Source organism: Pinibacter aurantiacus, assembly GCF_019130065.1.
GTDB classification, from domain to species: domain Bacteria; phylum Bacteroidota; class Bacteroidia; order Chitinophagales; family Chitinophagaceae; genus Pinibacter; species Pinibacter aurantiacus.
The window spans coordinates 382,299-407,842 of sequence record NZ_JAHSPG010000002.1; the positions used below are offsets into that span (position 1 = coordinate 382,299).

The following is a 25,544-nucleotide window of genomic DNA, read 5'->3' on the forward strand; positions in this document are numbered from 1 at the left end:
ACGTCACCATGACCATCTTTTCAAAAATAATAGCCGGCGAAATTCCTTCTTATAAAATTGCAGAGAACGATAATTTTTATGCATTCCTCGACATTTTCCCCCTGGTGGAAGGTCACACGCTCGTAGTACCAAAAGTAGAAACAGATAAGTTTTTTGATGTGGCTGATGAGTACATGAGTGAATACCTCATATTCGCAAAACGCATTGCACACGCAATAGAAAAAGCCGTTCCTTGTAATCGTATAGGCGTAAGCGTTGTAGGTCTTGAAGTGCCACATGCGCACTTACATCTTATTCCCATCAACAGTGCAAATGATATGAACTTCGCGAACGCAAAACTGAAACTGTCTCCGGAAGAGTTTAAGAAAATACAGGAAAAGATTGTGAAGGAACTGTAACCGCAAAGGACTCAAAGTTCTGCGCAAAGGAAACGAAGACAAGTTGATAATATCTTCGTTTCCTTTGCGTTTTATGAATTTACTTTCAGTCAGGGTGTACTTTCTTCGCGGTTAAAAAATGAATTATCTCTTAGTGAGGCTTAGTGTCATTAGTGCCTTAGTGGTGAACTCAGGTGTAGCACCCTACATTATCTTAATCCTATCCGCATTCTGTTTAATGAAATCTTCCCAACCCTTCATTTTTTTCGCATCGGCCATAAGTGGGTTGGAAGTTTGATAGTGGTGGCAAATTGCAACAGCGAGCGCATCGGTAGCATCAAAAAACTTAGGCTTATCCTCAATAGTGACAATACGCTGCACCATTTTCCAAACTTGTTCTTTATCCGCATTACCATTTCCGGTAACGGATTGCTTTACTTTTTTGGGAGAATATTCGCAAACTTCAAGCCCGGCTTGCATAGCGGCGGCAATGGCCACACCCTGCGCACGTCCCAGCTTGAGCATACTTTGTACGTTTTTACCATAAAAGGGCGCCTCAATTGCAAAAGAAGTCGGCTTGTGCTGAACAATAATTTCTGCAACTTTGCGGTAAATCATTTCCAGGCGATGGTACATATGTTTCTTGCTGCTTAAAGAAAGAACATCCATCTCAACAAGACGGATAGTGTTACCGGTAACATGTATTATGCCATATCCCATTACCAGAGTACCAGGATCTATACCTAAAATTATTTTCGGAGCCTTTTGCAAATAGGAGTTTATTTTTGAAGAGAATGTCGATATATAGCCACAAAAATATCAAAAAGTTTGTCAATTATTTTTTAGGTCCCATATTGTTTGTATGGTTGTCATATTCTTTATACCGACAAATTAAAAATCAGCCCGATCTTGGACTCTCATTACACAACATGAAACTCTCCTTAACAGGTAGTGATTCATGGAAACTTTACCTGTTACTTATTCTCACATTTGTGAATTGGGGAATAGAAGCAAGAAAGTGGCAGATACTAATGCTCACGCTTGAAAAAACAACGTGGTGGCGCGCAATGAAAGCTTCATTGTCGGGCGTGGCATTTGCCATCAACACACCTAACAGAATCGGTGAATATGGCGGAAGGGTTTTGTACGTAAAAGAAGGGCACCGCATCCAGGCTGTTTCACTTGCCATTGCCGGAAGTTTCAGCCAATTGATCATTACATTCATGATGGGCTGTTTTGGACTTGTTTACTTTTTAAACTTTGTGCCACACAATATATCTAAGAGTTGGCCGTCTTATCAGTTTTGGATAAGAATTACTTTGGCAGGCGGATCTGTTGTAACGGTATTATGTTTGCTATTATACTTCCGTCTGTCGTGGTTAACAAAATCGATAGAAAAAATACCTCGCATAGGAAAGCGAATTCATCAAATCGCTATCTTAGAAGAGTTGGGTGTTACGAGATTGTTAAGAGTTTTTGCTTTGTCATTCATCCGTTATTGCGTATTCATTTTTCAATATATATTGATACTGCAATTGATGGATGTTGACATGAACAGCTGGCAAATTGCGTGGACCGTGAGTGTAATGTTTTTGATCTTGGCCCTTATTCCGACTATAGCATTGGCAGAAGTTGGCATTCGCGGTCAGCTAAGCATACAATTGTTTGGATTGTTTACCACAAATAATGTGGGCGTAATTGCGGGAACCATTGGTATTTGGTTTATTAACCTTGTAGTTCCGGCGATAGTGGGTAGTTTATTAATTTTAGGAATCAAAATATATTCAGGCAAGGACCAATAGCCTGGGATCAAATAAAAAACCGGCAGATGCGTAAATTTTTTTTAATTGCTCTGATAACCTTATTTGTTTTACCTCTTACTAATGCACTCAATGCGGGTGATGATTTTTGTGGCCTGAAGAATACAGCCTTTAATACCGGTGAATATTTAAACTATAAAGTATACTATACACTTGGCGTATATGTGGCGGCAGGGGAAGCAAACTTTAATGTTTCACTTGAAAAATTTAATAACAGACCGGTTTACCACGTTGTAGGGGATGGCTCCACATACAGTTTTTATGACAATTTTTTTAAAGTGCGCGACAGGTACGAAAGTTATGTGGATACGGCAACGCTGCAACCTTTAAAATTCATACGGAACATAAACGAGGGTGGTTATAAAAAATACGAAAATGTAACCTTCAATAAAACAGCGAACACCGCAGTTACCAACAATGGAGTGTTTAAAGTGCCCGCATGCATACAGGACGTAATCAGCGCCATTTATTATGCCCGCAATATAGATTTCAACAAATACAAACCGGAAGATAAAATTCCTTTCAGTATGTTTCTGGACAACGAAGTGTACAACCTGTATGTTCGTTATTTAGGAAAGGAAAAAATAAAAACGAAATACGGCACCTTCAATGCCATCAAGTTCAAACCGCTCCTCATCAAAGGCACCATATTCGAAGGCGGTGAAAAAATGAACGTTTGGGTAAGCGACGACGGCAACCATATTCCACTGCGAGTAGAAAGCCCCATCAGCGTGGGAAGCGTAAAAGTGGACATGATGGGGTACAGGAATTTGCGCTATCCGCTGACTTCGATGATAAGCCTGAAATAATAACTGAATAGACTGAATAACTGAATAACTGAGGTTTCAGGCGCGACTTTGCGTTCGAATTTCAATTATTCAATAATTCAATGATTCGGTTATTGGCCCGGTTGAGCTTTTTAGCGCAGGATTGTCGTTAAACATCAGTTATTCAGTTATTCAGTCATTCAGTTATTGCCTTTCCTCTCTCTTTCCGTATTTTTGAGCCCTCGAAAAAGAGAATACTACGATGACGATAAGTTATAACTGGCTGAGTGAATATTTACCGGTATCCCTGGAGCCGGAAAGATTGTCTAAGATCCTCACTTCCATAGGACTAGAAGTTGAAAGTTTGGAAAAATACGAATCTGTAAAAGGCGGCCTTGAAGGTCTTGTAATAGGCGAAGTTTTGGAATGCGAGCAGCACCCAAACGCCGATAAACTAAAAGTTACCAAAGTAAACATAGGAAGCGGCGATCCTCTGCAGGTTGTTTGCGGAGCACCAAACGTGGCTGCGGGACAAAAAGTAGTGGTGGCAACCGTTGGCACAACTATTTACCCTTCCACCGGCGATCCGCTGACCATGAAAGTGGCAAAAATTCGCGGAGTGGAAAGCTACGGGATGATCTGCGCAGAAGACGAAGTGGGCATGGGCCAGAGCCACGCGGGAATTATGGTATTACCTGCTACTGTGAAAGTAGGAATGCCTGCTGCTGAATACTTCCAGCCTTACACAGACTTTGTTTACGAGATAGGCCTTACGCCAAACAGAATGGACGCAATGAGCCATCTGGGGGTTGCCCGCGACGTATGTGCGTACCTAACGCACCACGACAAAGGTGATCAGCGTGTAAAAGCGCCTTCAGTAAACGCTTTTAAAGTAGAAAATCATAATCTGCCGATCTCTGTAACAATAGAAAACAAAACGGCTTGCCAGCGTTACGCTGGTGTAAGCATTTCTGGCGTTACCATCAAAGAATCTCCGAAATGGCTGAAAGACAAATTGCAAGCCATCGGTTTGAGACCAATCAATAACATTGTTGACATCACCAACTTTGTACTGCACGAAACAGGACAGCCTCTGCACGCTTTCGACGCGGATGCAGTTACCGGCAAAAAAGTAATTGTAAAAAATCTGCCGCAGGATACCGTTTTCGTAACACTTGATGAGAAAGAAAGAAAATTAAGCAGCGAGGACTTGATGATCTGCAATGAAACAGAACCAATGTGTATTGCAGGCGTATTTGGTGGTTTGAAAAGCGGTGTGAAGGAAACGACAACAAATATTTTCCTTGAAAGCGCATGGTTCAACCCGACCAGCATTCGTAAAACATCGTTCCGTCACGGCTTGCGTACAGATGCCGCCACACGTTTTGAAAAAGGCGTGGACATCTCGGCGACTGTAAATGTTTTGAAAAGAGCAGCTTTGCTGATTAAAGAAGTTGCAGGCGGCGAAATTTCATCTGACCTTGTTGACGTTTACCCGCAGCCCAAAGACAAGACTTCGGTTTCTATCAAATATCACTACCTGAGAAGATTAAGCGGTAAAAGCTACCACAGCGATACAGTTAAAAAAATACTGGAAGCTCTGGGTTTTGAAGTGGTAAAAGATGGCATCGACGAACTTTTCCTTTTGGTTCCTTACAGCAAACCGGACATTTCCATTCCTGCCGATATCGTGGAAGAAATTTTGCGCATTGACGGATTGGATAACGTAACCATTCCGCATGCAATTACCATTAGCCCGGCGGTAGAAGCAGATCGCGTGAAGGAGTCTTTCAGGACGAAAGTGGCTAATTACCTGGTAGGACAAGGTTTTAGCGAGATCATGACAAACTCCATTACAAACAGCAAATATTATTCTGAAGAAGTTTTGCAACACACCGTAAAACTCATGAATAACCTAAGCGTTGAGTTGGATATTATGCGTCCTGCTATGCTGGAAACAGGTTTGGAAAGCGTAGCGCACAATATCAACAGGAAAAACAATAACCTGAGCTTTTTTGAGTTCGGTAAAACATACTCTACTTCAGGCGTTGGTCATTATGACGAGCAAGAGCATCTTACCTTGTTCATCAGTGGCAATGCCAGTGAAGATAGCTGGAAACAAAAAGCGGTTAAATCTGACATCTACAGATTGAAGGGTGTGGCCGCATCTATTTTGAAATTGGCAGGAATTGAGAATGCTACATTTGAAGCATTGAACGATGGAAAAATTGAAGGCCTTGCAGCAAAAGTAAATGGCAAACATTTGCTTTCATTGGGCACTGTTGCAAAGAAAACACGCGAAAGATTTGATATCAAGCAGGAAGTGTTGTTTTCTGATTTCGATTGGAAATTGTTGCGTGAAATTGTTGCGAAAAAGCAAATCTCTTTCACGGAATTACCAAAGCAACTACCTGTTCAGCGTGACCTTGCCATCATTGTGGACAAATCTTTGCCATTTGAAGCTGTGGAAAAAGCTGTGAAGAATGCGAAGGCTTCCAAATTGCAAAACGTTAGTTTGTTTGATATATTTGAAAGCGATAAGCTAGGTACAAATAAAAAATCAATGGCCGTAAGTTTCAGTTTCCTTGACGAAGAAAAAACACTTACCGATAAGGAAATCGACAGCATGATGAGCAAGATCATGGCATCTGTTGAAAAGGAACTGCAGGCTGAGATTAGAAAATAGAGTTGTTAGTTTATAGTTGTTAGTTGTTAGACTTAAGGTGTTGCATACAGGAAAAGGTGGAAACATACTTTTTATATGAGCACAGAATGTCTAACAACTAATAACCAACAACTAACAACTCTCTTACGACACCAACTATGGAACCACTACAGGAACACATCAGGCGCATACAAGAAAAACTTCAGCAATTGGTGAAGCAATACAGCGCATTGCAAAAAGAAAATGAAAAGCTTTCATTGCAATTGAGCCTGTTAAAGGAAAAAGAGAGTATTCAACATCAACAAATAGATGAGCTCAACCAACAGGTATCGCTTTTAAAAGCGGCCAAAAGCGGTATGAGCGAAGAAGATAAAAAGGACTTCGAAAAACGCATCAATCAATACCTCAAGGAAATTGATAAATGCATAGCCATGTTACAAGAGTAGGGATTCAGACAAGAAATGCATTTTACACTCGTTTAAATCCTGATTCCTAATTTCTAATTCCTCCCAAGATGTCAGATCAACTCATTCCCATCAACATAGTCATCGGCGACAGAACTTATCGTATTAAGATCGATACAAAAGATGAAGAAGCGGTAAGGCACACTGTAAAAATTATCAACGATAAAATTGTTGAGTTCAAAACGAACTTTGCAGGTAAAGACATGCAGGATTATGTGGCCATGGTTATGGTTTGGTACGCCACACTGCAAATTCCGCAAACCAATCAACAAATTGTAGAAGGGGAAATGCTGCAAAAATTACAATCGCTGGAAAGTGCGCTGGATAAGGCATTGGAATGATCTCCGTAGAGACGCGTGAAAACGCATCTCCGCGCAATCAACGACGCTGCAAACTTTCGGAAACGCTGTATTTCAGGAGACGCGTTTTTACGCGTCTCTACAGAACATCAAATCCGCACATTTCCCGCGCCCACCCAAACATCCTCCATAAAATGAAATTGCGGATCGTGTCCGTTAACGAGGGTGATAGAGAGAATATCATGTTGCACCCATTTCCAGCCTGTATTCATTTGCAAATAGGCATTTGCTGCAACAGACAATCGTTTGACTTTATCGGCAGAAACACTTTCCTCTGGCAAGCCGAACGTTTTGCTGCTTCTTGTTTTTACTTCGATGAAATGAATGGTGTCTTTTAACGAAGCGATAATGTCAATTTCGTAACGCCCGTGGCGCCAGTTACGCTCAATAATCGTGAAGCCTTTATCTTCCAAAAATTTTGCTCCAAATAATTCTCCGGTTTTTCCCAGTTCATTATGATATGACATACAATTTTTTGTTTTCTTTGGTGCGCGAAAAATAATACTATGAGCACTAAAAATAACTTCTATAAGCTAACCGGAAAAATTCAGCATTATCAATGGGGCGGTTACGACTACATACCCGCGTTGTTGAGCGTGGCAAATGATAAACAACAGCCCTTTGCAGAATATTGGTTGGGCGCGCATGTTAACGCGCCGGCAGAACTTGAAGGTGCGCAGCCTTCAAAGCTGAATGAATACATCGCAGCAAATACTGCTGCTCTTGGCGAAAAAGTGTACAACAATTTTAAAGCACTTCCATACCTGCTTAAAATTCTGGATGTAAAAGACATGTTATCTATCCAGGTGCATCCTACAAAAAAGGCGGCGGTAGAAGAGTTTGCAAAAGAAAACGCAAAAGGTGTGGCACTAAATGCGCCAAACCGCAACTATAAAGATGATAACCACAAGCCTGAACTAATGGCGGCGTTGAGCGAGTTCTATTTACTGCATGGCTTTAAAACGCCAGAACTTATGCGTAAAACATTATCATCTGTTCCAGAGCTGTCATTTTTGTTGCCGTATTTTGAAGGTAATAACTATGCAAAACTGTACGAAGAAGTAATGCAAATGGATCAGCAGAAAGTAAACGAACATTTGCAACCACTGCTTGACCGCATTGTTCCACAATACAAGAACAATGAGCTGAAAAAAGACAATGCTGATTTTTGGGCGGCACGTGCGGCGCTAACTTTCAACGAAGGCAATAATATTGATCGGGGTATCTTCTCCGTTTATTTATTAAATCTTGTTCACATACATCCAGGCGGAGCTATTTTCCAGGATGCAGGCATTTTACACGCTTACCTTGAAGGACAGAATGTAGAGATCATGGCAAACAGCGACAATGTTTTGCGCGGTGGTCTTACGCCAAAGCACATCGATGTGGCTGAATTGATGAAACATGTAAGCTTCAAAGAAGTTGTTCCCAACGTAATTTCTGGTTCAGCAACTGCTACAAAAGAAAAGGTATTCGTTTCTCCGGCTCCTGATTTTCAACTCAGCACCGTGAGCCTTGAGAGCAATGAAGAATTTTCTTTGCATGCTACAAGCGCTGAAATTGTGCTGGTACTTTCCGGCTGCGTAGAAATCAGCAATGAAGAAAAGAAAGTTGCACTGAAAAAAGGGGAGGCATTTGTGACATTTGCCGGCGCTACCGTAACAGTAAAAGCTTTGGAAAACGCCGAAATATACAGAGCATTTGTACCAGGGGTATAAACAATGGCATTTAATTCCGATTCACAGGCTTTTTTATTATTTTTGTTGACTTCAAGCGCAATAATTATGAAATTGAATAAATCTTTAGTTTGGTCATTGGTTCTAATGATTGTGATAGCTGCAGTTTACCGCGCTATTCCGGGCCGTCCATGGGGCTTTACGCCGCAAATCGCGATGGCTATTTTCGGTGGTGCAGTCATTAAGGATAAGAAATGGGCATTGGCTCTGCCATTGTTCTCCATGTTTTTATCAGATGTATTATACCAGGTTTTGTATAGCGCTGGAGTAAGTCCGATCCCTGGTTTTTACGAAGGACAAATTGCTAACTATGTATTGTTTGCATTGTTAACTTGTCTTGGTTTCTTAATGAAACGCGTGACCATTGCTAATGTTTTAGGGTTCTCTTTGCTGGCTCCGGTTTTGTTCTTTTTATCGTCCAACTTTTTGGTTTGGGCAGCAGGAGCAGGTCTTCAGCGTCCAAAAACATTCGCTGGGTTGATGATGTGTTACACTGATGCTTTGCCATTCTTTAAAGGTGAAGTATTAGGAACATTGGTTTTTGGTGCTGTACTTTTCGGCAGCCACTACCTGTTGACAAAAAAGAACGTTGCTCAACACACTGCATTCGCAGAATAATTGTTGAGATAATAAAATATAAAAAAAGGGAAGCATCGCTTCCCTTTTTTTGTTGCTGCGCGTATCCGACTAAGTCGTTGTGTTGCCAAGAAGGCTTCGACAAGCTCAGCCTAACACTCCGTTGAAGCTGTCAGGCTGAGCTTGTCGAAGCCTCGTTCAGAAAATTATATCAACTTCCAATTGTTCTTTTTAACCTGCCCGTGAATATTTGCCAGAGAAGCATCGATCATTTCTTTCAACACATCCTGATTGATATCGGCCAGTTTGTTCACATACACGCAGCCCTTGCCGGTCTTTTGTTTTCCTAATTTTTTCAAAAGTTCTTCCCGGCCCTCAAAACCAGCACTGAGGTAAAATACATGTGAGGTTTTTCTTGGAGAAAAGCCCAGCAATGGAGCAGTGCCTTCATGGCCGCTGTCGTATTTATAGGCATAGCCACCAAACCCGATAATACTCGGTCCCCACATTTTTGGCTTAAGACCAGTTTGCTTTTCAAATAACTTAACTATAGTTAACGCATCAGTTCTCTTTGTTTCATCTTCAATCCGGTCAATAAAAGCCAACACGCTTTCGTCGGTTTGTGTTGTTTTGTTTGTTGCCATATGAAAGATTTGAAATTAGCAATTTGAGATTCAATGTAGTTTATTTCAGAAATGTTTTGCAATCACCGTTCCTGTTTAACAAGGCCCGCCCGGATGAAGCCGGTTCGGACGGGCTTCGACAAGCTCAGCCTGACAGTCCTTTCGCGTTGTCAGGCTGAGCTTGTCGAAGCCTTCTCGCTAACTAAAGGATGCTAGCCAAACAGCATCAACCCATTTTCAATTTTTCACTTTCCCCGCCCGAACGACTTCAGTCGGGCAGGAATTTTCAATTATCTCCTGTTTTCCGCTTCATATTCCGCATCCACCAATAAATTTCTTTTATCATCTGCGGCTGTTGTTGCAAGAATGTCGCAGCGGTTGTTGTAAGGATTGTCCGCATGTCCTTTCACCCATTTAAATCTTACCTGGTGCTTTTTGCTTAGCTCGTGAAAACGTATCCAGAGATCGCGGTTCTTTTTGCCTCCAGCGAAATTGGTAGCGATCCATTTTTTTAACCAACCCTGTTCAACTGCCTTAACCACATATTGGCTATCGCTGTAAACGGTAATCGGCAAACCATCTTTCTTCAGATTTTCCAATGCCACAATTACAGCCAGCAATTCCATCCTGTTATTGGTTGTCAAACGGTAGCCCTGCGAAAATTCTTTCTCGGTATCTCCCCATTTCAAAATTGCTCCATACCCTCCTGGTCCTGGGTTTCCGCGTGCAGCGCCATCCGTGTATATGACTAGTTCTTTGTTCAATGTAAAAAATGTTATGGCAGCGAAGATAGGGAGTGGTAATTGAAAATTGAAAGTTGAAAATGGCGGCTCTACATTCCGAATAGATTTTCATTTTCAACTTTCAATTTTCAATTCCTTATACTTGAAAGACTCCCGTCTTCAATGCAGGTATGTCTGCATTGTGATTAGCCGCATTCAGCGCTTCTGAAATTCTTGACCTTGTTTCCAGCGGATCGATGATTTCATCTACCCATAGTCTTGCTGCTGCGTAGTAAGGCGTTGTTTGTTTTTCGTACCTGCCTTTTATTTCATTCAGCAATTTATTCTCTGCTTCCGCTGTAATCGTTTCACCTTTTGCTTTTAATGAGCCAACCTGTATTTGTAATAATGTTTTGGCCGCTTGTTCTCCGCCCATCACAGCGATTTTTGCATTGGGCCATGCATAAATAAAACGTGGATCATAGGCCTTTCCGCACATGGCGTAGTTACCTGCGCCAAACGAGTTGCCTATAATTATGGTGATTTTCGGCACAACAGAATTGGCGACAGCATTCACCATTTTAGCGCCGTCTTTAATAATGCCGGCGTGTTCGCTGCGGCTACCTACCATAAAGCCTGTTACATCCTGCAAAAAGATCAAAGGAATTTTTTTCTGATTGCAGTTTAAAATAAAACGAGCTGCTTTATCAGCGCTGTCATTGTAGATCACGCCACCAATCTGCATTTCGCCCTTCGCACTTTTTATGATCTTGCGTTGATTGGCAACGATGCCAACTGCCCATCCATCGATGCGGGCATAGCCACATACAATCGTTTTACCGTAATCTTCTTTGTATTGTTCAAATTGGGAATCGTCAACAAGCCTTTCAATAATCTCTATAACATCGTAAGCTTTTGCATTTCCCAGTGGAACGATTTGAAAGATATCGCTTGCATTTTTGGCGGGTTCTTTTGCGGCAATTCTATCGAAGCCCGCTTTTGGATTATGTCCCAGCTTGCTCATCAGGCTTTTGATGTAGTCAAGACACTCCTGTTCTGTTTTAAATTTATAATCCGCAATGCCGCTGATAGAAGTGTGCATCGAGGCGCCGCCAAGCGTTTCTGCATCTACATCTTCGCCAATCGCCGCTTTTACGAGATAAGGGCCGGCAAGAAAAACCGAGCCATTGTCTTCTACCATCAGCATTTCATCGCTCATTACAGGCAGGTATGCGCCACCCGCCACACAAGCGCCCATCACCGCAGATATTTGCGTAATGCCCTGTGCACTCATTTGCGCATTGTTGCGAAAAATGCGGCCAAAATGTTCTTTGTCGGGAAAAATTTCATCCTGCATGGGCAAATAAACCCCTGCACTATCAACGAGGTAAATGATCGGCAATTTGTTTTCCATGGCAATTTCCTGCAGGCGCAAATTCTTTTTGCCCGTGATAGGAAACCATGCGCCGGCCTTTACAGTCTGGTCGTTGGCAACGATCACACACTGCCTGCCGCTTACATATCCCACACCGCCAACGGTACCGCCGGCAGGGCAGCCGCCGTCTTCTTCATACATTTCGTAACCCGCAAAGGAGCCTATTTCTGTAAATGGTTTGTCTTGATCGACCAGGTAATCGATTCGTTCGCGGGCTGTTAATTTATTTTTTGCGTGCTGTTTTTCAATCGCTTTTTTACCGCCTCCCAATGTTATTTTTTCGTAACGGTGTTTAAGCTGGCTAACGGCCAATTGCATAGCATCTTCATTCTTATTCAGTTCAAGATTCATGGCAAGCAGATTATAGTTGTAAGATAGGAAAGTAAAAAGTAAAAAATCGAAAGTCAAAATGAAAAAAGTCACCTTATCCCGCCCCGTGCTCTAGTTGCGTGATGGTTGTCTTATAAAGAATGGTACAATATTTTTGACGCTTCATGTATTTATCTGTTATTAACAGTTGCTTTTTTTACTTTTTACTTTTGATTTTTTACTTTTATCAACATGGCATTAAAAAGAAAAATCGGCTGGATCGTTTTGTTGGCATTGGCAATCGTTATTAAGGTCATTAGTTTATTTCCTGCATTTGTCGAGAAATATTATTCGCTTGGCTTTTATCCCTTCATATCAAGGATACAGCGGCTCCTTTTAGGCTGGATTCCTTTTAGCATTGGAGATATTTTTTACGGAGTGATTGCTTTGTATTTGGTGGTGATGTTTGTAAGATTCATTCGTTCGGCTTTCAGAAAAGAATTAACCCGGAAATATTTTTATAAACTTGTTTTGGATTTCGTTTATGCATGGCTGGTAGTGTATGTTTATTTTAACCTTGCTTGGGGGCTAAACTATAACCGTCTTGGCATTACAGACCAATTGCAGATAGAAGTAAAGAAATATTCGACCGAAGATCTCACAACGCTTACAGATACTATCATTCATCGTTTGAATGGCACGTACAATGCAAGCCTGCAAACGAGAAATGATATGCACAAAAAGCGGACGCTTTTTAAGCGAGCCTTCGAAGCATATGATGCTACATCGAAAGATTATCCGTTTCTTACTTACAAGACAAAATCTGTAAAGCCTTCTATTTACAGTTATTTCGGAGATTATTTTGGGTTCACAGGTTACTACAATCCATTCAGCGGAGAAGCACAGGTAAACACGACCGTTCCGTTATTTGTACAGCCATTTACAACTTGCCATGAAATGGGCCACCAAATGGGTTACGCCAAAGAAAACGAAGCGAATTTCGCGGGATTTCTTTCAGCAAAAGCTTCTTCTGATTCTGCATTTTTATACTCCCTGTATTTTGATTTGTACAGCTACTGCATGCGTGATCTGCTGCGTCGCGATACCGTTATTGGCAATAGGTTGAAAAAGGAATTGCTGCCGGGCGTGAAAAATGATTTTCTGGAGCTGAGAAAATTCTATGCACAATATGCCAACCCATTTGAGCCATTGATCACAAAAATGTATGGACAATATTTAAAAGCAAACGAACAACCTGTAGGAATGATGTCGTATAATGAAGTGGTGGGAATGATAATCGCGTACACGAAAAAGTACGGCATGCAAGCGCTGTAAAAATGTATTATGCCAGAAAATTGATTAATTTTTTACGTTGTCGATTACCTCAGCCTGAACTTGTAAGTTAACGAAACCGAATTTAGTGAGTGCTTGGTCGATTGAATTTGTTATTTGTTTCGAATGATTGACGTAAGCAATATCTGAAACCGTTTCAACCTTGTCGAAGCAAGTTAATCGAATGTCAGTTGCATCCAACACCTTTTCGGCTGCCCTAACGGGATCGATGCGTTTTATTTCCAAATTGTAAAGAAATAAGTTAAAGGCTATTGTCAAATCAACAGCAAGTAGATTATGTCTTGGACCGCAAACGAATTCGATTTTTTCACAACAAGCAAACATTTGCCAAGCAACTTGATTTAGACCGCCTCGACAGCATGAATGTAAAAAAATCGCTCCAGGTTTTAATACGTCTGTAATGCAAGTGAGAGCAGCAAATTCTATCCAAGTTATGCTGACCGAACCGGAGATGTTTCCCCAAGAGGATTCACAACCATGAGTTGCAAGATATATGTAGTCATATTGTTTTCCAGACTTAAAAACTGTCGTTAGTTTTTCTAAACCGTCAATTTCCTCGATATCTGCTTTAATACCGTATTGGGCTATTTGACTACAAATGTTAACGATTTCAGCATTGGAAATATCCTCGCTAGCTCTAAGAACTAGCATGTGTTTTTCGTCGTTCGGATTGTTCATTTTTTAAAATTTATTCTTCCACATCATGCTTTCAACCGGCTTGTTTGGCTGGCCGCTGTATTTCGCATTTTGTTTTTGATTGTATTTTACTGCGATCTCACCATCTACCGGGAAATAGATCAATTGGCCGATGGGCATGTTCTTGTAAATGCGCACTGGTTGTTTTACCGAAATCTCCAATGTCCAGTTACCGCAAAAACCAACATCGCCTTTACCCGCTGTTGCGTGGATATCGATACCCAGGCGGCCGGTGGAAGACTTCCCCTCCAAAAAAGGCACATGCGCATGTGTTTCCGTGTACTCGTCCGTTACGCCGAGGTAAAATACGTGTGGCTGCAGAATGAAACCTTCCTCTGGGATCTCAAAATACTCAATCTGGTTGTGTTTGCGGGCATCCAGCACCTCGTCCTTATATTTTGCCAGCCATTTTCCAAGATGCACATCATAGGAATTACTGCCAAGGCATTCTCTGTCGTACGGGGTTATTTTGATGGTTCCTTTTTCAATTTCTTCCAGTATTCTGGTATCGGAGAGTATCATTTTTGAATGTCAGTTTTTTATTGTCAATTTGTAAGCGGCAAAGTAACCGTCATTTTTGAAATTATGCCTCTTTTTTATCAACAAATTATAGACGAAAATACCAAATTGGGTATTTGGCGCATAGAAGAACCAGAAGACTTTTTCCTGCAAAAAGTACCATTAAAGAAAGATGTTTCGCATCCCTACAAGCGGCTGCAACACCTTGCAGGGCGCTATTTGTTACCTACGCTTTTTGCCGATTTTCCTTTGTCCGAGATAGAAATAGCAGATACCAGGAAGCCATTTTTGCCCGACGAGAAATTTCACTTTTCCATTTCCCACTGTGGCAATTTTGCCGCTGCTATTGTAAGCACCAAGAGACGTGTGGGTATAGATGTAGAGCTGGTAACATCAAGACTGGAAACTATTTCTTCCAAATTTTTGAATGAAAATGAGAGGCAGACACTTGATAACTGGAGCTATTTACCACATGTGCATTTGCAACTTGTTGCGCTAATGTGGAGCGCAAAAGAGGCTGTGTTCAAGTGGTACGGAAACGGCAAAGTTGATTTCAAACACAACATGCGTTTGGATGGTCCTATCTCCATTTTGGCAAGAGATGCCGCGACATTGCCATTTGTTTTTGAAAAGGAAAAGCCAATTCATCTTAAGGTGCACGGAAAATTATTTCGCCCGCTGATGATGGTGTGGGTGGCGGATTAAAGCGAAATAAAAAGTAAAAAATAAAAAGTAAAAAAGCTGCATGGCATAAAGAGCAACATTTTGTTGGCCAGACAGTAGTACAACTATTAAACAGCCGTTGCGACGCTCCATTCAGCGGTAGTAATTCTGCTCAACTCAAAACTCAAAACTTCCTGTGTTTACGCTCAAATATAAGCCCGGATTAAAGTGGTACCAGCAGCCCATGTTTGCGGTGCTGTTTCACGTAACGTCGTGGGTATTGATCTTTTCTATCCCGTTTTTTTTACGTCCGAATATTGAAGCAGCAACAACACACGTGCGCCGTGTGCCGCAACCACCAAGCGTTCAGGCGGTTTTTAGATTGCTGCTCATAGCGGTGTTTTATTTGAATGCTTATATCCTCATTCCATTTCTACTGCAAAAGAAAAAAGTGGCGTGGTATATAGTTAGTCTCGTCGGAGTGTTTGCAGTGGTGTTGCTGGTCATGCTAATGGTAAACCGTTATGAAGATGTAGAAAGCATTCCGTGGCGCGTACCGTTTTTTATATCTGTGTTTCCTACCCTGTTTATTTTGGCAATCAGCACTACCTACCGGTTCATTATTGATAATGTTAAAAATGAGCGAAACTTAAAGGAAAGACAGACGGAACATCTGAAAACTGAACTATCTTTTCTGCGTTCACAGGTGAGTCCGCATTTTATGTTCAACGTGCTGAACAGCGCCGTATCACTTGCAAGGGTACGATCAACGCAACTGGAGCCAACTTTAATAAAATTATCACATCTTTTGCGTTACATGTTGTACGAATCCGATGAAGATAAAGTAAGTTTGACCAAGGAACGGGAGTATCTTCAGAACTATATTGATTTGCAGCAACTGCGCTTTGCAGATAGTGTGCACATAGAATTTTCCAGCAGCGGAAGTTTCGACAGCTATCTTATCGAACCCATGTTACTCATACCCTTTGTTGAAAATGCATTCAAGCACGGTATTGGCTTTATAGACAAGCCGGAAATTCACATTAGAATGGAAGAGCGGGCGGGTGAACTGCATTTTGAAGTAAAAAATAAATTCAATCCGGCAAACCAGGGAAGCAACGATAAGCACTCCGGAATTGGTCTAGTAAATGTAGAACGGCGGTTGAATTTATTGTATGGAAATGAACACAAGCTCACAATTAGTAACAACAATAACTGGTTTTACATTAACCTAATACTTCAATTAAGATGATGCATTGCATTGCAGTAGACGACGAAAAACTAGCGCTCGATCTGCTGGAAGATAACATTAAGCAAATACCTTTTTTAAAACTGGTAAAGCGTTGCAAGAACGCGATGGAAGCAATGGATGTACTGAAACGTGAGAGAGTAGATCTTATGTTTCTCGACATTCAGATGGCCGGCGTAACGGGCTTTCAATTATTGAAAAGCTTATCGGTAAAACCGCTTACCATTATGATTACTGCTTATGAAAACTATGCAATAGAAGGCTTCAATCTTGATGTGGTGGATTATTTGGTGAAACCTGTTTCTTTCGAAAGATTCTTAAAGGCCTGCAACAAAGCATATGATCTTTACCAGCTTCAGCACAGGCAATTGTTCAGCAATTCCATTATACAACGCGATTACTTTTTTGTAAACGTAGAATACAACCAGGTAAGAATTAATAATGACGATATTATTTTTGTAGAGGCCATGAAAGACTACATACGCATTCATTTGGCCAATACAAAACCCGTTCTCACCCGCATGAGCATGAAGGCAATGGAAGAAAAACTGCCCGTGCATCAATTTGCCAGGATACATAAATCATATATCGTTTCCCTTCCTAAAATTTCCGCCATAAAACGTGGACTTGTTGTAGTAGCACAACACGAAATTCCGTTGAGTGATAATTATAAAGCGAATCTGGAAGCGCTATTGGGGTTGCAGCCAGAATAACTGAATAACTCAATAACTGAATAACTGAGTGGTTGAAAGTCGAACAGGCTTTTCGAATATGAACACTCAGTTATTCAGTTAATCGGTTATTCAGTTACTGTCATTTGCGTTGTTCGAATGATTTTTTTCTCTTCGCATATTTTGAAGCATTTTTCTTCCTACCTTTTCTTCCATAATTCAATAAATCAATCATTCAATTACTTGTTATGGCAGATGCTTCTCAGTTTTTACAAGCGATAAAAGATGGTTATACTTTTAAGGGCGATGCTCCAAAACTTGGAGTGGCAATGCTGGATGGTGAAGTGGTGCAGGGCGCAGATATTTTTTTGCCGCTGCGAACAATGAACCGTCACGGATTGATTGCCGGTGCTACGGGTACTGGTAAAACAAAAACCCTGCAAGTGATCAGTGAAATACTTAGCGATAACAGCGTGCCTGTTTTGCTCATGGATATCAAGGGAGACCTTAGCGGCATTGCGGCAGCAGGAACAGAGAATGACAAATTGAAAGAACGCTACCAAAAACTGGGTCTTGAATACAAGCCTTCTGCTTATCCCGCGGAGTTGTTGACGTTGAGCAACGAAAAAGGTGTTCGGTTAAGAGCAACCGTGAGTGAATTCGGTCCTGTTTTGTTAAGTAAGATTTTGGACCTGAATGATACGCAAGGCGGCCTGGTAGCAATGATCTTTAAATACTGTGATGATAATAAATTGCCTTTGCTTGATCTGAAAGACTTTATCAAAGTGTTGCAATATGTAAGTGACGAAGGAAAAGCAGAATTGGAAAAAGCTTACGGAAAAGTTTCCACTACATCCACAGGAACTATTTTGCGCAAAGTGGTCGAACTCCAACAACAAGGAGCAGACACATTCTTTGGTGAAATAAGTTTTGACGTAAATGACCTAATGCACATTAGCGGCGACGGTCGTGGTATGATAAGCATTTTGCGTGTTACTGATTTACAGGATCGTCCGAAACTGTTCTCTACGTTTATGTTGCAGATGCTGGCTGAGTTGTATGCAAGTTGCCCGGAAGAAGGCGATATGGACAAACCAAAGCTGGTGATCTTCATAGATGAAGCGCACCTGATTTTCCAGGAAGCAAGTGATGCGTTGTTACAGCAAATAGAAACCATCATCAAACTGATCCGCTCAAAAGGCGTTGGTATATTTTTCTGTACACAAAATCCAATGGATGTTCCAGCGTCTATTCTTGGTCAGCTTGGGTTGAAAGTGCAGCATGCCTTGCGTGCCTTTACAGCTGCGGATAGAAAAGTGATCAAGCAAACCGCGGAGAACTATCCCGAAACAAAATTTTATAAAACGGATGATCTGCTCACGCAACTCGGTATAGGCGAAGCGCTGGTAACAATGCTGAATGAAAAAGGTATTCCTACACCGCTTGCACAAGTCATGTTGTGTTCGCCGCGCAGCCGCATGGATGTACTCACGCCGGCCGAAATTGACAATATCATAAGCCAATCTAAACTGGTTAAAAAATACAACCAGGCGATAGATTCACAAAGCGCCTACGAAATATTGACGGCAAAACTGAACGAAGCCGAAGAAAAAAGTAAAACAGCTCCTGCTCCCGGCAAGAAGGCGCCACAAGAAAAATCAGTGATAGACGAAGTGCTCGATAATCCCATCACCAAACAAGTAGGCAGAACGGCCGCCAGCATCATCACCAGGAGTTTGCTTGGTGCGTTGGGCCTGGGTGGAAGGAGTAGTAAGAAGAAGAGTTGGTTTTAGGAGTTGAGAGTTGAGAGTTGAGAGTTGAGAGTTGAGAAAAATACAATCGTTAAAGATACGCCAGTTAGGCTTAAGTGTCGAATCTTTAACTGTAAAGAACTCTCAACTCTCCACTCTCCACTCTCAACTAAATAAACCTACCTGTTTCTATTTTGATAAACCATAATGTACTGGATTAACGTTACCAATGATGCGAGAGCGGCAATTACATAAGTCATCGCGGCCCATTTTAAGGCGTCTTTGGCTTTGGGGTATTCCGTTTGGGTGGTCACGTTGGTGCGGTTGAGCCACGCAAGAGCCCTTCTGCTTGCGTCAAACTCCACCGGAAGGGTAACGAGCGAAAACAGCGTAGTTATCGCAAAAAGGACGATACCAGCCAGTAAAAGCTGCGGAAACCGGTTAATCAGGATGATTCCGGCCAAAAGTACCCATTGGACCAACCTTGAACTGACCTGCACAGCAGGAACAAGTTTTGACCGCAGTCCCAACCAGGCGTATCCTGCCGCATGCTGTACCGCGTGGCCGCATTCGTGGGCGGCAACCGCCGCCGCCGAAACATTCACCCCATTGTACACATCCGGGCTCAGATTTACGGTTTTATTGGCCGGATTATAGTGATCTGACAGGAATCCAGCCACAGATATTACCTGAACGTCATATATTCCATTTTCCTTAAGCATCTTTTCTGCCACTTCTTTACCCGATAATCCACTGGAAAGAGGGATTTTGCTGTAAGAGGCAAACTTACTCTTCAACACTAAGGAAATCAGCATACTAAGAATCACAAATCCGATCGAAACAATCATGATAGAAGGTGTCATTTTCTCTTAAATTTTAATGAATAAATGAGCAATAAGACTGCCATTTTAGTGACCTGAATTTTTGACGCCTTTTTGTCATGAAGCGAAAATTAAATTGCCATTTTGACAAAGACGTGGTTTCGGATAAATTTTGACAGATTTTTAATCGTCTGTAAACCAATTAATTGCAACGAAAAATAAGGCTTTTAAAAACGTAAAAGTTATTCACAGGGTCAAAAAATAATTTTGTTATGTGGCGCTAATTTGTAATTTAGTGCAAGAATTTAATGGGTTAGTAAGTAAGGGGTCAGCAGTTTTGCTGGCCCTTTTACTTTATAAAAACTCAAGTTTTATTCTTCACAAATTCTCTTCTTCAAAAACAAAAGTTTCTCTCTTTGAGTTGATGATTTCCTGAATTTTTTTTCGCTTTGAATTAAAGTTGATGTACAAAACTCATCTTTCATCAATGAAAGTTTCTCTTGTTTAATGTCATCGCATTAATTTCATCTGATTGATGACATGTTAATTTGAGAATTTGAAAATGAGAGAATTTGAAAATTCCTTTTGTGCAATTTTTCCTTTTTCAAAATAACTCTCCAAGTATTCGCACACTAAATGATAAATGCAAAAGCACGTACTTAAGACATTTTCAAATTCTCAAATTTTCAAATTGTTCCCGATCTTTATTCCATGAGCAAAACGAAATCAGCATTTTTTTGTCAGAACTGTGGATATGAAAGTGCAAAGTGGTTAGGCAAGTGTCCTTCTTGCCAACAATGGAACACTTTTGTGGAAGAGTTGGTGCAAAAGGAAAAGTCGAAGGGTGGAAACGATGATTGGAAATCTTACAACGGTGAACGAAAAAATAAAACAGTTCCGCTGAACGAAATAATAAGCAGCGAAGAAAAAAGAATTGTTACAACAGATGGAGAGCTCAACAGGGTGCTGGGTGGTGGTATCGTGATGGGAAGCATAGTGTTGGTGGCTGGCGAACCGGGCATTGGTAAATCCACATTGTTTCTGCAAAATGGTTTGCATATGAAGGGCATTTCCATTTTGTATGTGAGCGGCGAAGAAAGCGAACAGCAAATTAAAATGCGTGCCGACAGGTTGAAGGCCAGCAATGAAGATTTTTATTTGCTGACAGAGACATCCACTCAGATCATTTTCCAGGAAATAAAAAAATTGCGCCCGCAGCTGATCATTATCGATTCTATTCAAACATTGCATACACCATTTATTGAATCATCGGCAGGAAGCGTTTCGCAAATCAGGGAAACCGCGGCCGAGCTCCAGCGATTTGCGAAGGAAACAAATACGCCGGTTTTTTTAATTGGCCACATCACCAAAGATGGCAGCATTGCCGGTCCAAAAATATTGGAGCACATGGTAGATACCGTGTTGCAGTTTGAAGGTGATCGACATTATGCTTATCGTATTCTGCGCACCTTGAAAAATCGTTTTGGCAGTACGGCAGAATTGGGCATTTATGAAATGACAGGAAGTGGTATGCGAGCTGTGAGTAATCCAAGCGAAATTTTGATCACACAAAAAGAAGAGCACCTGAGTGGTACTGCTATTGCCGCAACGATAGAAGGGTTAAGACCATTACTTATAGAGATACAGGCATTGGTAACACAATCTGTTTACGGCACTCCGCAAAGAACCACCAGTGGAATGGACCTTCGAAGACTGCAACTGTTGCTGGCGGTGCTGGAGAAGCGCGGCGGTTTTCATTTTGGTGTAAAAGATGTGTTCCTTAATATTGCCGGTGGTTTAAAAGTAGAAGATCCGGCCATGGATCTTGCGGTATTGTGCGCCTTGCTGAGTTCTTATGAAGATGTTCCTTTGCCCATGAACATTTGCTTTGCCGGTGAAGTTGGTTTAAGTGGCGAAATAAGAGCCGTGAACCGGATTGAACAACGCATTGCCGAAGCAGAAAAGATGGGCTTTGAAAAAATAATCCTTTCCCGTTATAACCAAAAGGGCCTTAGTAACCTGAAGACAAATATTGAAGTAGTGGCTGTAGGAAGAGTGGAGGAAGTTTATAATTTGCTTTTTGCGTAAAAGAAGTTGTTAGTTGATAGTTGTTAGACCTTATAGTCGAACTTCCCTTCTAACAACTATCAACTAATAACTTTATGGTAAAACAAGCCTTGTCGTCTTTAAGTCATTTGTTCTTTCCTCATATTTGTGTGGGGTGCGGAAACGATATTGCGGGAGAGCAGATCATTTGCCTGCAGTGCGAGTCTCAAATGCCGTTCACTAATTTTTGTCATCAGGCACACAATGCACTGGAGAAAAGATTCTGGGGGCGCTTGCCCATTAAGGCAGCGGCCAGCACATTTTATTTTACAAAAGGTTCGCAGTTGCAAAACATGTTGCATGCATTAAAGTACAAAGGCAATAAAGAGATCGGATATTTTCTCGGAAGGCAAATGGCGAGGCAGATAAAAGACTGCAACAGATTTAAAGATATTGATGCGCTTGTTCCGTTGCCCTTGTTTGCAGCCCGTGAAAAAAAGCGGGGATATAACCAGGCAACCATTCTGTGTGAAGCGATTGGCAATGAGTTGCAAATTCCGGTGATCGAACATGCAGTAAAACGTTTGTCGGCTACGGAAACACAAACACATAAAAGCCGCGAAGAAAGATGGGAAAACATGGAAGGGAAATTTTTTCTCGAGCAAGCGGATCTGTTAAGGAATAAAAATATTTTGTTGGTAGATGATGTAATAACGACCGGTGCCACATTGGAAGCTTGCGGCGTCGAATTGTTAAAAGCCGAAGGAGCGCAGTTGAGTATTTTGAGTTTGGCATTTGCTGTGGAGGAATAGAGTAATTAATAATTAATAATGAATAATTAATAGGGTAATATGCATCATGAAATCGATATCACGAAATGTTTGAAAACAGGAGGAGTTCATTCAATAACGAAGGCAGCTCTATTAATTTTTAATTATTAATTATTAATTGAATTCATGAACAAACCATTTCCCATAATCATCACTTCATTCCTGTGTGCATTGCTTGCGTGCAAAAAGGATTCTTTTATAACGAGCCCCGAAGCAAGTATAATATTAAGTAGCGACTCACTATATTTTGATACCGTTTTTACTTCTGCCGGTTCTGTAACACAGGGAATAAAGATCATTAACAACAATGATCAAAAATTAAAACTCACAACGGTGAGTCTTGCCGGCGGTCTCGCTTCTCCGTTTAAAATAAATATTGATGGTGCTGCCGTTCCGCAAATGAATGACATTGAGATTGAAGCGAAAGACAGCATTTACGTTTTTGTAATTGCATCGATCAATCCTACTGCAAATAATTTACCCTTTATTGTAGAAGATAGCATTTTGCTGACTTATAATGGTAATAAGAGATACGTGAAGTTGAGCGCTTGGGGACAAAATGCACACTTTCTTAAAAATAAAATTATTGATGTCAACACAACCTGGACGAACGATCTTCCGTATGTTATACTCGGCGGATTGCAGGTAAAGGAAAATGCAATGCTAAGCATTGGAAAAGGGTGTCGTGTTTATGCACATGCAGACGCACCAATACTCATCGACGGCACATTAAAAGTAACGGGTGAAAAATATGACAGCATGAGGGTTGTATTTGCGGGCGACAGATTGGATGATCCTTACAGGGACTATCCGGGGAGTTGGCCGGGCATTTTTTTCAGACAAACGAGTAAGAGTAATGCGCTGCAATATGCTACGATAAGGAATGCTTACCAGGGAATAATTATGCAGCAGCCAAATAATGTTGTTGTACCCAACGTATCGCTTGACCAATGCATTATTGATAACATTTCCGACGCCGGCATCATTGCCACAAAAAGTTCTTTGACTGCAAGCAATTGCCTGATAAGCAATTGCGGGAAAAATGTTTTTGTACAATATGGTGGTGATTATAAATTCACGCACTGCACTATCGCATCTATTTCGAATAGTTATGTACCACATTTGAGCGCTGACGTTTGGTTAAGTGACGCTTATTCACAGGATGGAACTACGCAGACAAGCTCTTTGAGTGCTTCGTTTGTAAACTGTATCATCTGGAGCGAAGGCGGCAGTATTACAGATGAGGTTATTGTGAATAAAACAGGCAGTAATCCATTTGCTGTAAATTTTACCAGCTGTCTCTGGAAAGTTACCACCACGCCGCAAAACGTAACTGCCACCAATGTATTTAATCAACCGCCTGCATTTGACAGCATCGATGCTACCAAACATTTCTATAACTTTAGGTTGAAAGAAATTTCCCCTGCTGTTAACAAAGGCGTACCCACAACTTTGGCCTATGATTTGGACGGAAACCCAAGAAGCGTGAATACGCCGGATCTCGGGTCGTACGAGCGCCAGTAGAGTGCGTTAAGTCAAAAGTCAAAAACTTTAAGTGCTTCTATGCTTATGGATCTTTAATAACTGAGAGGCAAAATTGATGGACGCTGATATCAGTAAGTTAACAAATAGTTAGTTTGACGGAATTTGAAACTTTTTGAATTTTGCTTTTTTACTTTTCACTTGAAATAGAACTTTGTAAACCACTTTTAAAAATACACGTATGCTTAAAACTTTGTTGCTGGCAGTAATACTTACAACTGCAATTGGCATTTATGATTTTAAAGTTCCTGCACTGGATGGCAATGGCACTATAGACCTTGCTTCTTATAAAGGAAAAAAGATTCTCATTGTAAACACGGCATCTAAATGCGGTTACACTCCGCAATATGATGAGCTTGAAAAATTGTATGAAAAATACAAGGACAAATTAGTTGTCATCGGTTTTCCTGCAAACAATTTTAATCAGCAGGAACCGGGCTCCAATTCTGAGATACAGGAGTTTTGCAAAAAGAATTATGGTGTAAGTTTTCCTATGGCAGAAAAAATTTCTGTAAAAGGCGATGACATCCATCCTTTGTATAAATACCTGAATGAAGAAGCTAAAAAATTAGGCATTGAAGATCCTGTTAAATGGAACTTTACAAAATTCCTCATTGACGAAAATGGAAAACTGGTGACGGTTTTTCCAAGCAAAGTGAAGCCGATGAGTGAGGAGATAACGAAGTATCTCAATTAATAATTAATAATTAATAATTAAAAATTAATGGGGCGGCATTCATGACTGAGTGCCGCTTCCTTTTTTGGGAGTTCTTGCAAGCTTGAAATAGCTTGGAAGGTGCATTTTCTCAAGAATGTCGCCCTATTCTTTATTAATTATTAATTATTAATTATCCTTGCACATGCTTATTAAAACTGCCAGTTACCTCATATCGAGTCCTGACTACGAGAAATGTCCTGCGCCGGACAGGCCGGAGTATGCATTTATCGGAAGAAGCAATGTGGGCAAATCTTCGCTCATTAATATGCTTTGCAATAATCAGAAGCTGGCAAAAACATCTGGATCTCCGGGGAAAACGCAAATGATCAATCACTTTAACGTTCTTAGTGTTAAAAACGAATGGGACAAAAAACCGGCACCGTGGTACATTGTGGATCTGCCGGGATATGGCTTTGCCAAAGTTTCGCAAAGCAGCCGCCGCAGATGGGAGCAAATGATAGAAAATTATCTTCGCAAAAGAGAAAATCTGGCAAACGTTTTTGTGCTGATAGACAGCCGCCACAGCCCGCAAAAAATTGATCTTGAATTTCTGCAACAATTGGCAAAATGGGATGTTCCTTTCTCTTTAATATTTACAAAATCAGATAAAGAAACGCAAGCGGTTGTGGCTAAAAATGTAAAGGATTTTTTGAACAAAATGCGCGAAACCTGGCAGTTCCTGCCTCAGCATTTTGTGAGTAGCTCGGTAAAAACCCACGGTCGCGATAAGATTCTTACTTACATTGGAGAAGTGAACGAAAGATTTTACGAATAGCCGCTTTTTTCCCAAAAAAGAGCGTTTCGGATAAACTTTTGATGAGTTTGCTTGTTT

Annotated in this window: 26 protein-coding genes; 18 read left to right on the forward strand and 8 right to left on the reverse strand. The window is 41.0% G+C overall.

Annotated features, from left to right (window positions below; genetic code table 11):
• Nucleotides 1-8: 8 nt before the first annotated feature.
• Nucleotides 9-398 carry an HIT family protein gene (locus KTO63_RS04940; RefSeq protein ID WP_217790119.1) on the forward strand — a complete coding sequence of 130 codons (390 nt, stop codon included), beginning with the start codon at nucleotides 9-11 and terminating at the stop codon, nucleotides 396-398.
• A gap of 183 nt (nucleotides 399-581) precedes the next feature.
• Here the strand turns inward: KTO63_RS04940 and ruvC are convergent, their stop codons facing one another.
• The gene (ruvC, locus tag KTO63_RS04945; RefSeq protein ID WP_217790120.1) at nucleotides 582-1,148 is read right to left on the reverse strand and encodes a crossover junction endodeoxyribonuclease RuvC; all 567 of its coding nucleotides are present in this window, start codon (nucleotides 1,146-1,148) and stop codon (nucleotides 582-584) included.
• Between the two features lie 158 nt (nucleotides 1,149-1,306).
• On the opposite strand from ruvC, the gene KTO63_RS04950 reads away from it, so the two are divergent.
• From KTO63_RS04950 to KTO63_RS04970, 5 genes are all read left to right on the forward strand, one after another.
• On the forward strand, nucleotides 1,307-2,179 hold the full coding sequence (locus KTO63_RS04950; RefSeq protein ID WP_217790121.1) for a lysylphosphatidylglycerol synthase transmembrane domain-containing protein: 873 nt from the start codon (nucleotides 1,307-1,309) through the stop codon (nucleotides 2,177-2,179).
• A 26-nt stretch (nucleotides 2,180-2,205) separates the two neighbouring features.
• Nucleotides 2,206-3,006 carry a DUF3108 domain-containing protein gene (locus KTO63_RS04955; RefSeq protein ID WP_217790122.1) on the forward strand — a complete coding sequence of 267 codons (801 nt, stop codon included), beginning with the start codon at nucleotides 2,206-2,208 and terminating at the stop codon, nucleotides 3,004-3,006.
• 220 nt (nucleotides 3,007-3,226) lie between these two features.
• Nucleotides 3,227-5,650 (forward strand): phenylalanine--tRNA ligase subunit beta, encoded by a 2,424-nt coding sequence (gene pheT / locus KTO63_RS04960; protein ID WP_217790123.1) that lies wholly within the window; start codon nucleotides 3,227-3,229, stop codon nucleotides 5,648-5,650.
• A gap of 137 nt (nucleotides 5,651-5,787) precedes the next feature.
• Nucleotides 5,788-6,075 (forward strand): hypothetical protein, encoded by a 288-nt coding sequence (locus KTO63_RS04965; RefSeq protein WP_217790124.1) that lies wholly within the window; start codon nucleotides 5,788-5,790, stop codon nucleotides 6,073-6,075.
• A gap of 68 nt (nucleotides 6,076-6,143) precedes the next feature.
• Nucleotides 6,144-6,434, forward strand: a complete 291-nt coding sequence (locus KTO63_RS04970; protein WP_217790125.1) for a cell division protein ZapA — start codon at nucleotides 6,144-6,146, stop codon at nucleotides 6,432-6,434.
• Nucleotides 6,435-6,541: 107 nt separating this feature from the next.
• On the opposite strand, the gene KTO63_RS04975 is transcribed toward KTO63_RS04970, so the two are convergent.
• On the reverse strand, nucleotides 6,542-6,919 hold the full coding sequence (locus KTO63_RS04975) for a YraN family protein (protein ID WP_217790126.1): 378 nt from the start codon (nucleotides 6,917-6,919) through the stop codon (nucleotides 6,542-6,544).
• Nucleotides 6,920-6,958: 39 nt separating this feature from the next.
• Here KTO63_RS04975 and manA point away from each other — a divergent pair, with 39 nt between their 5' ends.
• Together manA and KTO63_RS04985 are read left to right on the forward strand one after the other, a co-directional pair.
• Entirely contained in the window at nucleotides 6,959-8,170 is a 1,212-nt protein-coding gene (manA, locus tag KTO63_RS04980; protein ID WP_217790127.1) for a mannose-6-phosphate isomerase, class I, read from the forward strand.
• 66 nt (nucleotides 8,171-8,236) lie between these two features.
• Complete coding sequence (locus KTO63_RS04985) at nucleotides 8,237-8,806, forward strand: DUF6580 family putative transport protein (protein ID WP_217790128.1); 570 nt, start codon at nucleotides 8,237-8,239, stop codon at nucleotides 8,804-8,806.
• A 164-nt stretch (nucleotides 8,807-8,970) separates the two neighbouring features.
• On the opposite strand, the gene KTO63_RS04990 is transcribed toward KTO63_RS04985, so the two are convergent.
• The 3 genes from KTO63_RS04990 to KTO63_RS05000 all read right to left on the reverse strand — a co-directional run bounded on the left by KTO63_RS04990 (nucleotide 8,971) and on the right by KTO63_RS05000 (nucleotide 11,895).
• The gene (locus KTO63_RS04990) at nucleotides 8,971-9,408 is read right to left on the reverse strand and encodes a DUF1801 domain-containing protein (RefSeq protein WP_217790129.1); all 438 of its coding nucleotides are present in this window, start codon (nucleotides 9,406-9,408) and stop codon (nucleotides 8,971-8,973) included.
• A gap of 269 nt (nucleotides 9,409-9,677) precedes the next feature.
• Complete coding sequence (rnhA, locus tag KTO63_RS04995; RefSeq protein WP_217790130.1) at nucleotides 9,678-10,151, reverse strand: ribonuclease HI; 474 nt, start codon at nucleotides 10,149-10,151, stop codon at nucleotides 9,678-9,680.
• A gap of 115 nt (nucleotides 10,152-10,266) precedes the next feature.
• A complete protein-coding gene (locus KTO63_RS05000; protein WP_217790131.1) occupies nucleotides 10,267-11,895 on the reverse strand; it encodes an acyl-CoA carboxylase subunit beta in 1,629 nt (542 codons plus the stop codon).
• 210 nt (nucleotides 11,896-12,105) lie between these two features.
• Between KTO63_RS05000 and KTO63_RS05005 the strand changes: the two genes are divergently transcribed.
• On the forward strand, nucleotides 12,106-13,188 hold the full coding sequence (locus KTO63_RS05005) for a DUF3810 domain-containing protein (RefSeq protein ID WP_217790132.1): 1,083 nt from the start codon (nucleotides 12,106-12,108) through the stop codon (nucleotides 13,186-13,188).
• Between the two features lie 24 nt (nucleotides 13,189-13,212).
• On the opposite strand, the gene KTO63_RS05010 is transcribed toward KTO63_RS05005, so the two are convergent.
• The gene (locus KTO63_RS05010; protein ID WP_217790133.1) at nucleotides 13,213-13,884 is read right to left on the reverse strand and encodes a hypothetical protein; all 672 of its coding nucleotides are present in this window, start codon (nucleotides 13,882-13,884) and stop codon (nucleotides 13,213-13,215) included.
• A 3-nt stretch (nucleotides 13,885-13,887) separates the two neighbouring features.
• The gene (dcd, locus tag KTO63_RS05015) at nucleotides 13,888-14,424 is read right to left on the reverse strand and encodes a dCTP deaminase (protein WP_217790134.1); all 537 of its coding nucleotides are present in this window, start codon (nucleotides 14,422-14,424) and stop codon (nucleotides 13,888-13,890) included.
• A 6-nt stretch (nucleotides 14,425-14,430) separates the two neighbouring features.
• Here dcd and KTO63_RS05020 point away from each other — a divergent pair, with 6 nt between their 5' ends.
• The 4 genes from KTO63_RS05020 (at nucleotide 14,431) to KTO63_RS05035 (ending at nucleotide 18,797) form a co-directional block, all read left to right on the forward strand.
• Complete coding sequence (locus tag KTO63_RS05020) at nucleotides 14,431-15,126, forward strand: 4'-phosphopantetheinyl transferase family protein (protein ID WP_232373027.1); 696 nt, start codon at nucleotides 14,431-14,433, stop codon at nucleotides 15,124-15,126.
• A gap of 154 nt (nucleotides 15,127-15,280) precedes the next feature.
• Nucleotides 15,281-16,336, forward strand: a complete 1,056-nt coding sequence (locus KTO63_RS05025; RefSeq protein WP_317195738.1) for a sensor histidine kinase — start codon at nucleotides 15,281-15,283, stop codon at nucleotides 16,334-16,336.
• Nucleotides 16,333-17,046, forward strand: a complete 714-nt coding sequence (locus KTO63_RS05030; protein WP_217790135.1) for a LytR/AlgR family response regulator transcription factor — start codon at nucleotides 16,333-16,335, stop codon at nucleotides 17,044-17,046. The genes KTO63_RS05025 and KTO63_RS05030 overlap by 4 nt, the downstream gene beginning before the upstream one ends.
• A gap of 206 nt (nucleotides 17,047-17,252) precedes the next feature.
• Nucleotides 17,253-18,797, forward strand: a complete 1,545-nt coding sequence (locus KTO63_RS05035; protein WP_217790136.1) for a helicase HerA-like domain-containing protein — start codon at nucleotides 17,253-17,255, stop codon at nucleotides 18,795-18,797.
• A 137-nt stretch (nucleotides 18,798-18,934) separates the two neighbouring features.
• Here the strand turns inward: KTO63_RS05035 and KTO63_RS05040 are convergent, their stop codons facing one another.
• Nucleotides 18,935-19,618 carry a zinc metallopeptidase gene (locus KTO63_RS05040; protein WP_217790137.1) on the reverse strand — a complete coding sequence of 228 codons (684 nt, stop codon included), beginning with the start codon at nucleotides 19,616-19,618 and terminating at the stop codon, nucleotides 18,935-18,937.
• 669 nt (nucleotides 19,619-20,287) lie between these two features.
• On the opposite strand from KTO63_RS05040, the gene radA reads away from it, so the two are divergent.
• The 5 genes from radA (at nucleotide 20,288) to yihA (ending at nucleotide 25,487) form a co-directional block, all read left to right on the forward strand.
• The gene (radA, locus tag KTO63_RS05045; protein ID WP_217790138.1) at nucleotides 20,288-21,664 is read left to right on the forward strand and encodes a DNA repair protein RadA; all 1,377 of its coding nucleotides are present in this window, start codon (nucleotides 20,288-20,290) and stop codon (nucleotides 21,662-21,664) included.
• A gap of 74 nt (nucleotides 21,665-21,738) precedes the next feature.
• Nucleotides 21,739-22,434 carry a ComF family protein gene (locus KTO63_RS05050; protein WP_217790139.1) on the forward strand — a complete coding sequence of 232 codons (696 nt, stop codon included), beginning with the start codon at nucleotides 21,739-21,741 and terminating at the stop codon, nucleotides 22,432-22,434.
• Between the two features lie 144 nt (nucleotides 22,435-22,578).
• Nucleotides 22,579-23,976 (forward strand): choice-of-anchor Q domain-containing protein, encoded by a 1,398-nt coding sequence (locus tag KTO63_RS05055; RefSeq protein WP_217790140.1) that lies wholly within the window; start codon nucleotides 22,579-22,581, stop codon nucleotides 23,974-23,976.
• Between the two features lie 199 nt (nucleotides 23,977-24,175).
• A complete protein-coding gene (locus KTO63_RS05060; RefSeq protein WP_217790141.1) occupies nucleotides 24,176-24,691 on the forward strand; it encodes a glutathione peroxidase in 516 nt (171 codons plus the stop codon).
• Between the two features lie 163 nt (nucleotides 24,692-24,854).
• Nucleotides 24,855-25,487 (forward strand): ribosome biogenesis GTP-binding protein YihA/YsxC, encoded by a 633-nt coding sequence (yihA, locus tag KTO63_RS05065; RefSeq protein ID WP_217790142.1) that lies wholly within the window; start codon nucleotides 24,855-24,857, stop codon nucleotides 25,485-25,487.
• Nucleotides 25,488-25,544 lie beyond the last annotated feature (57 nt).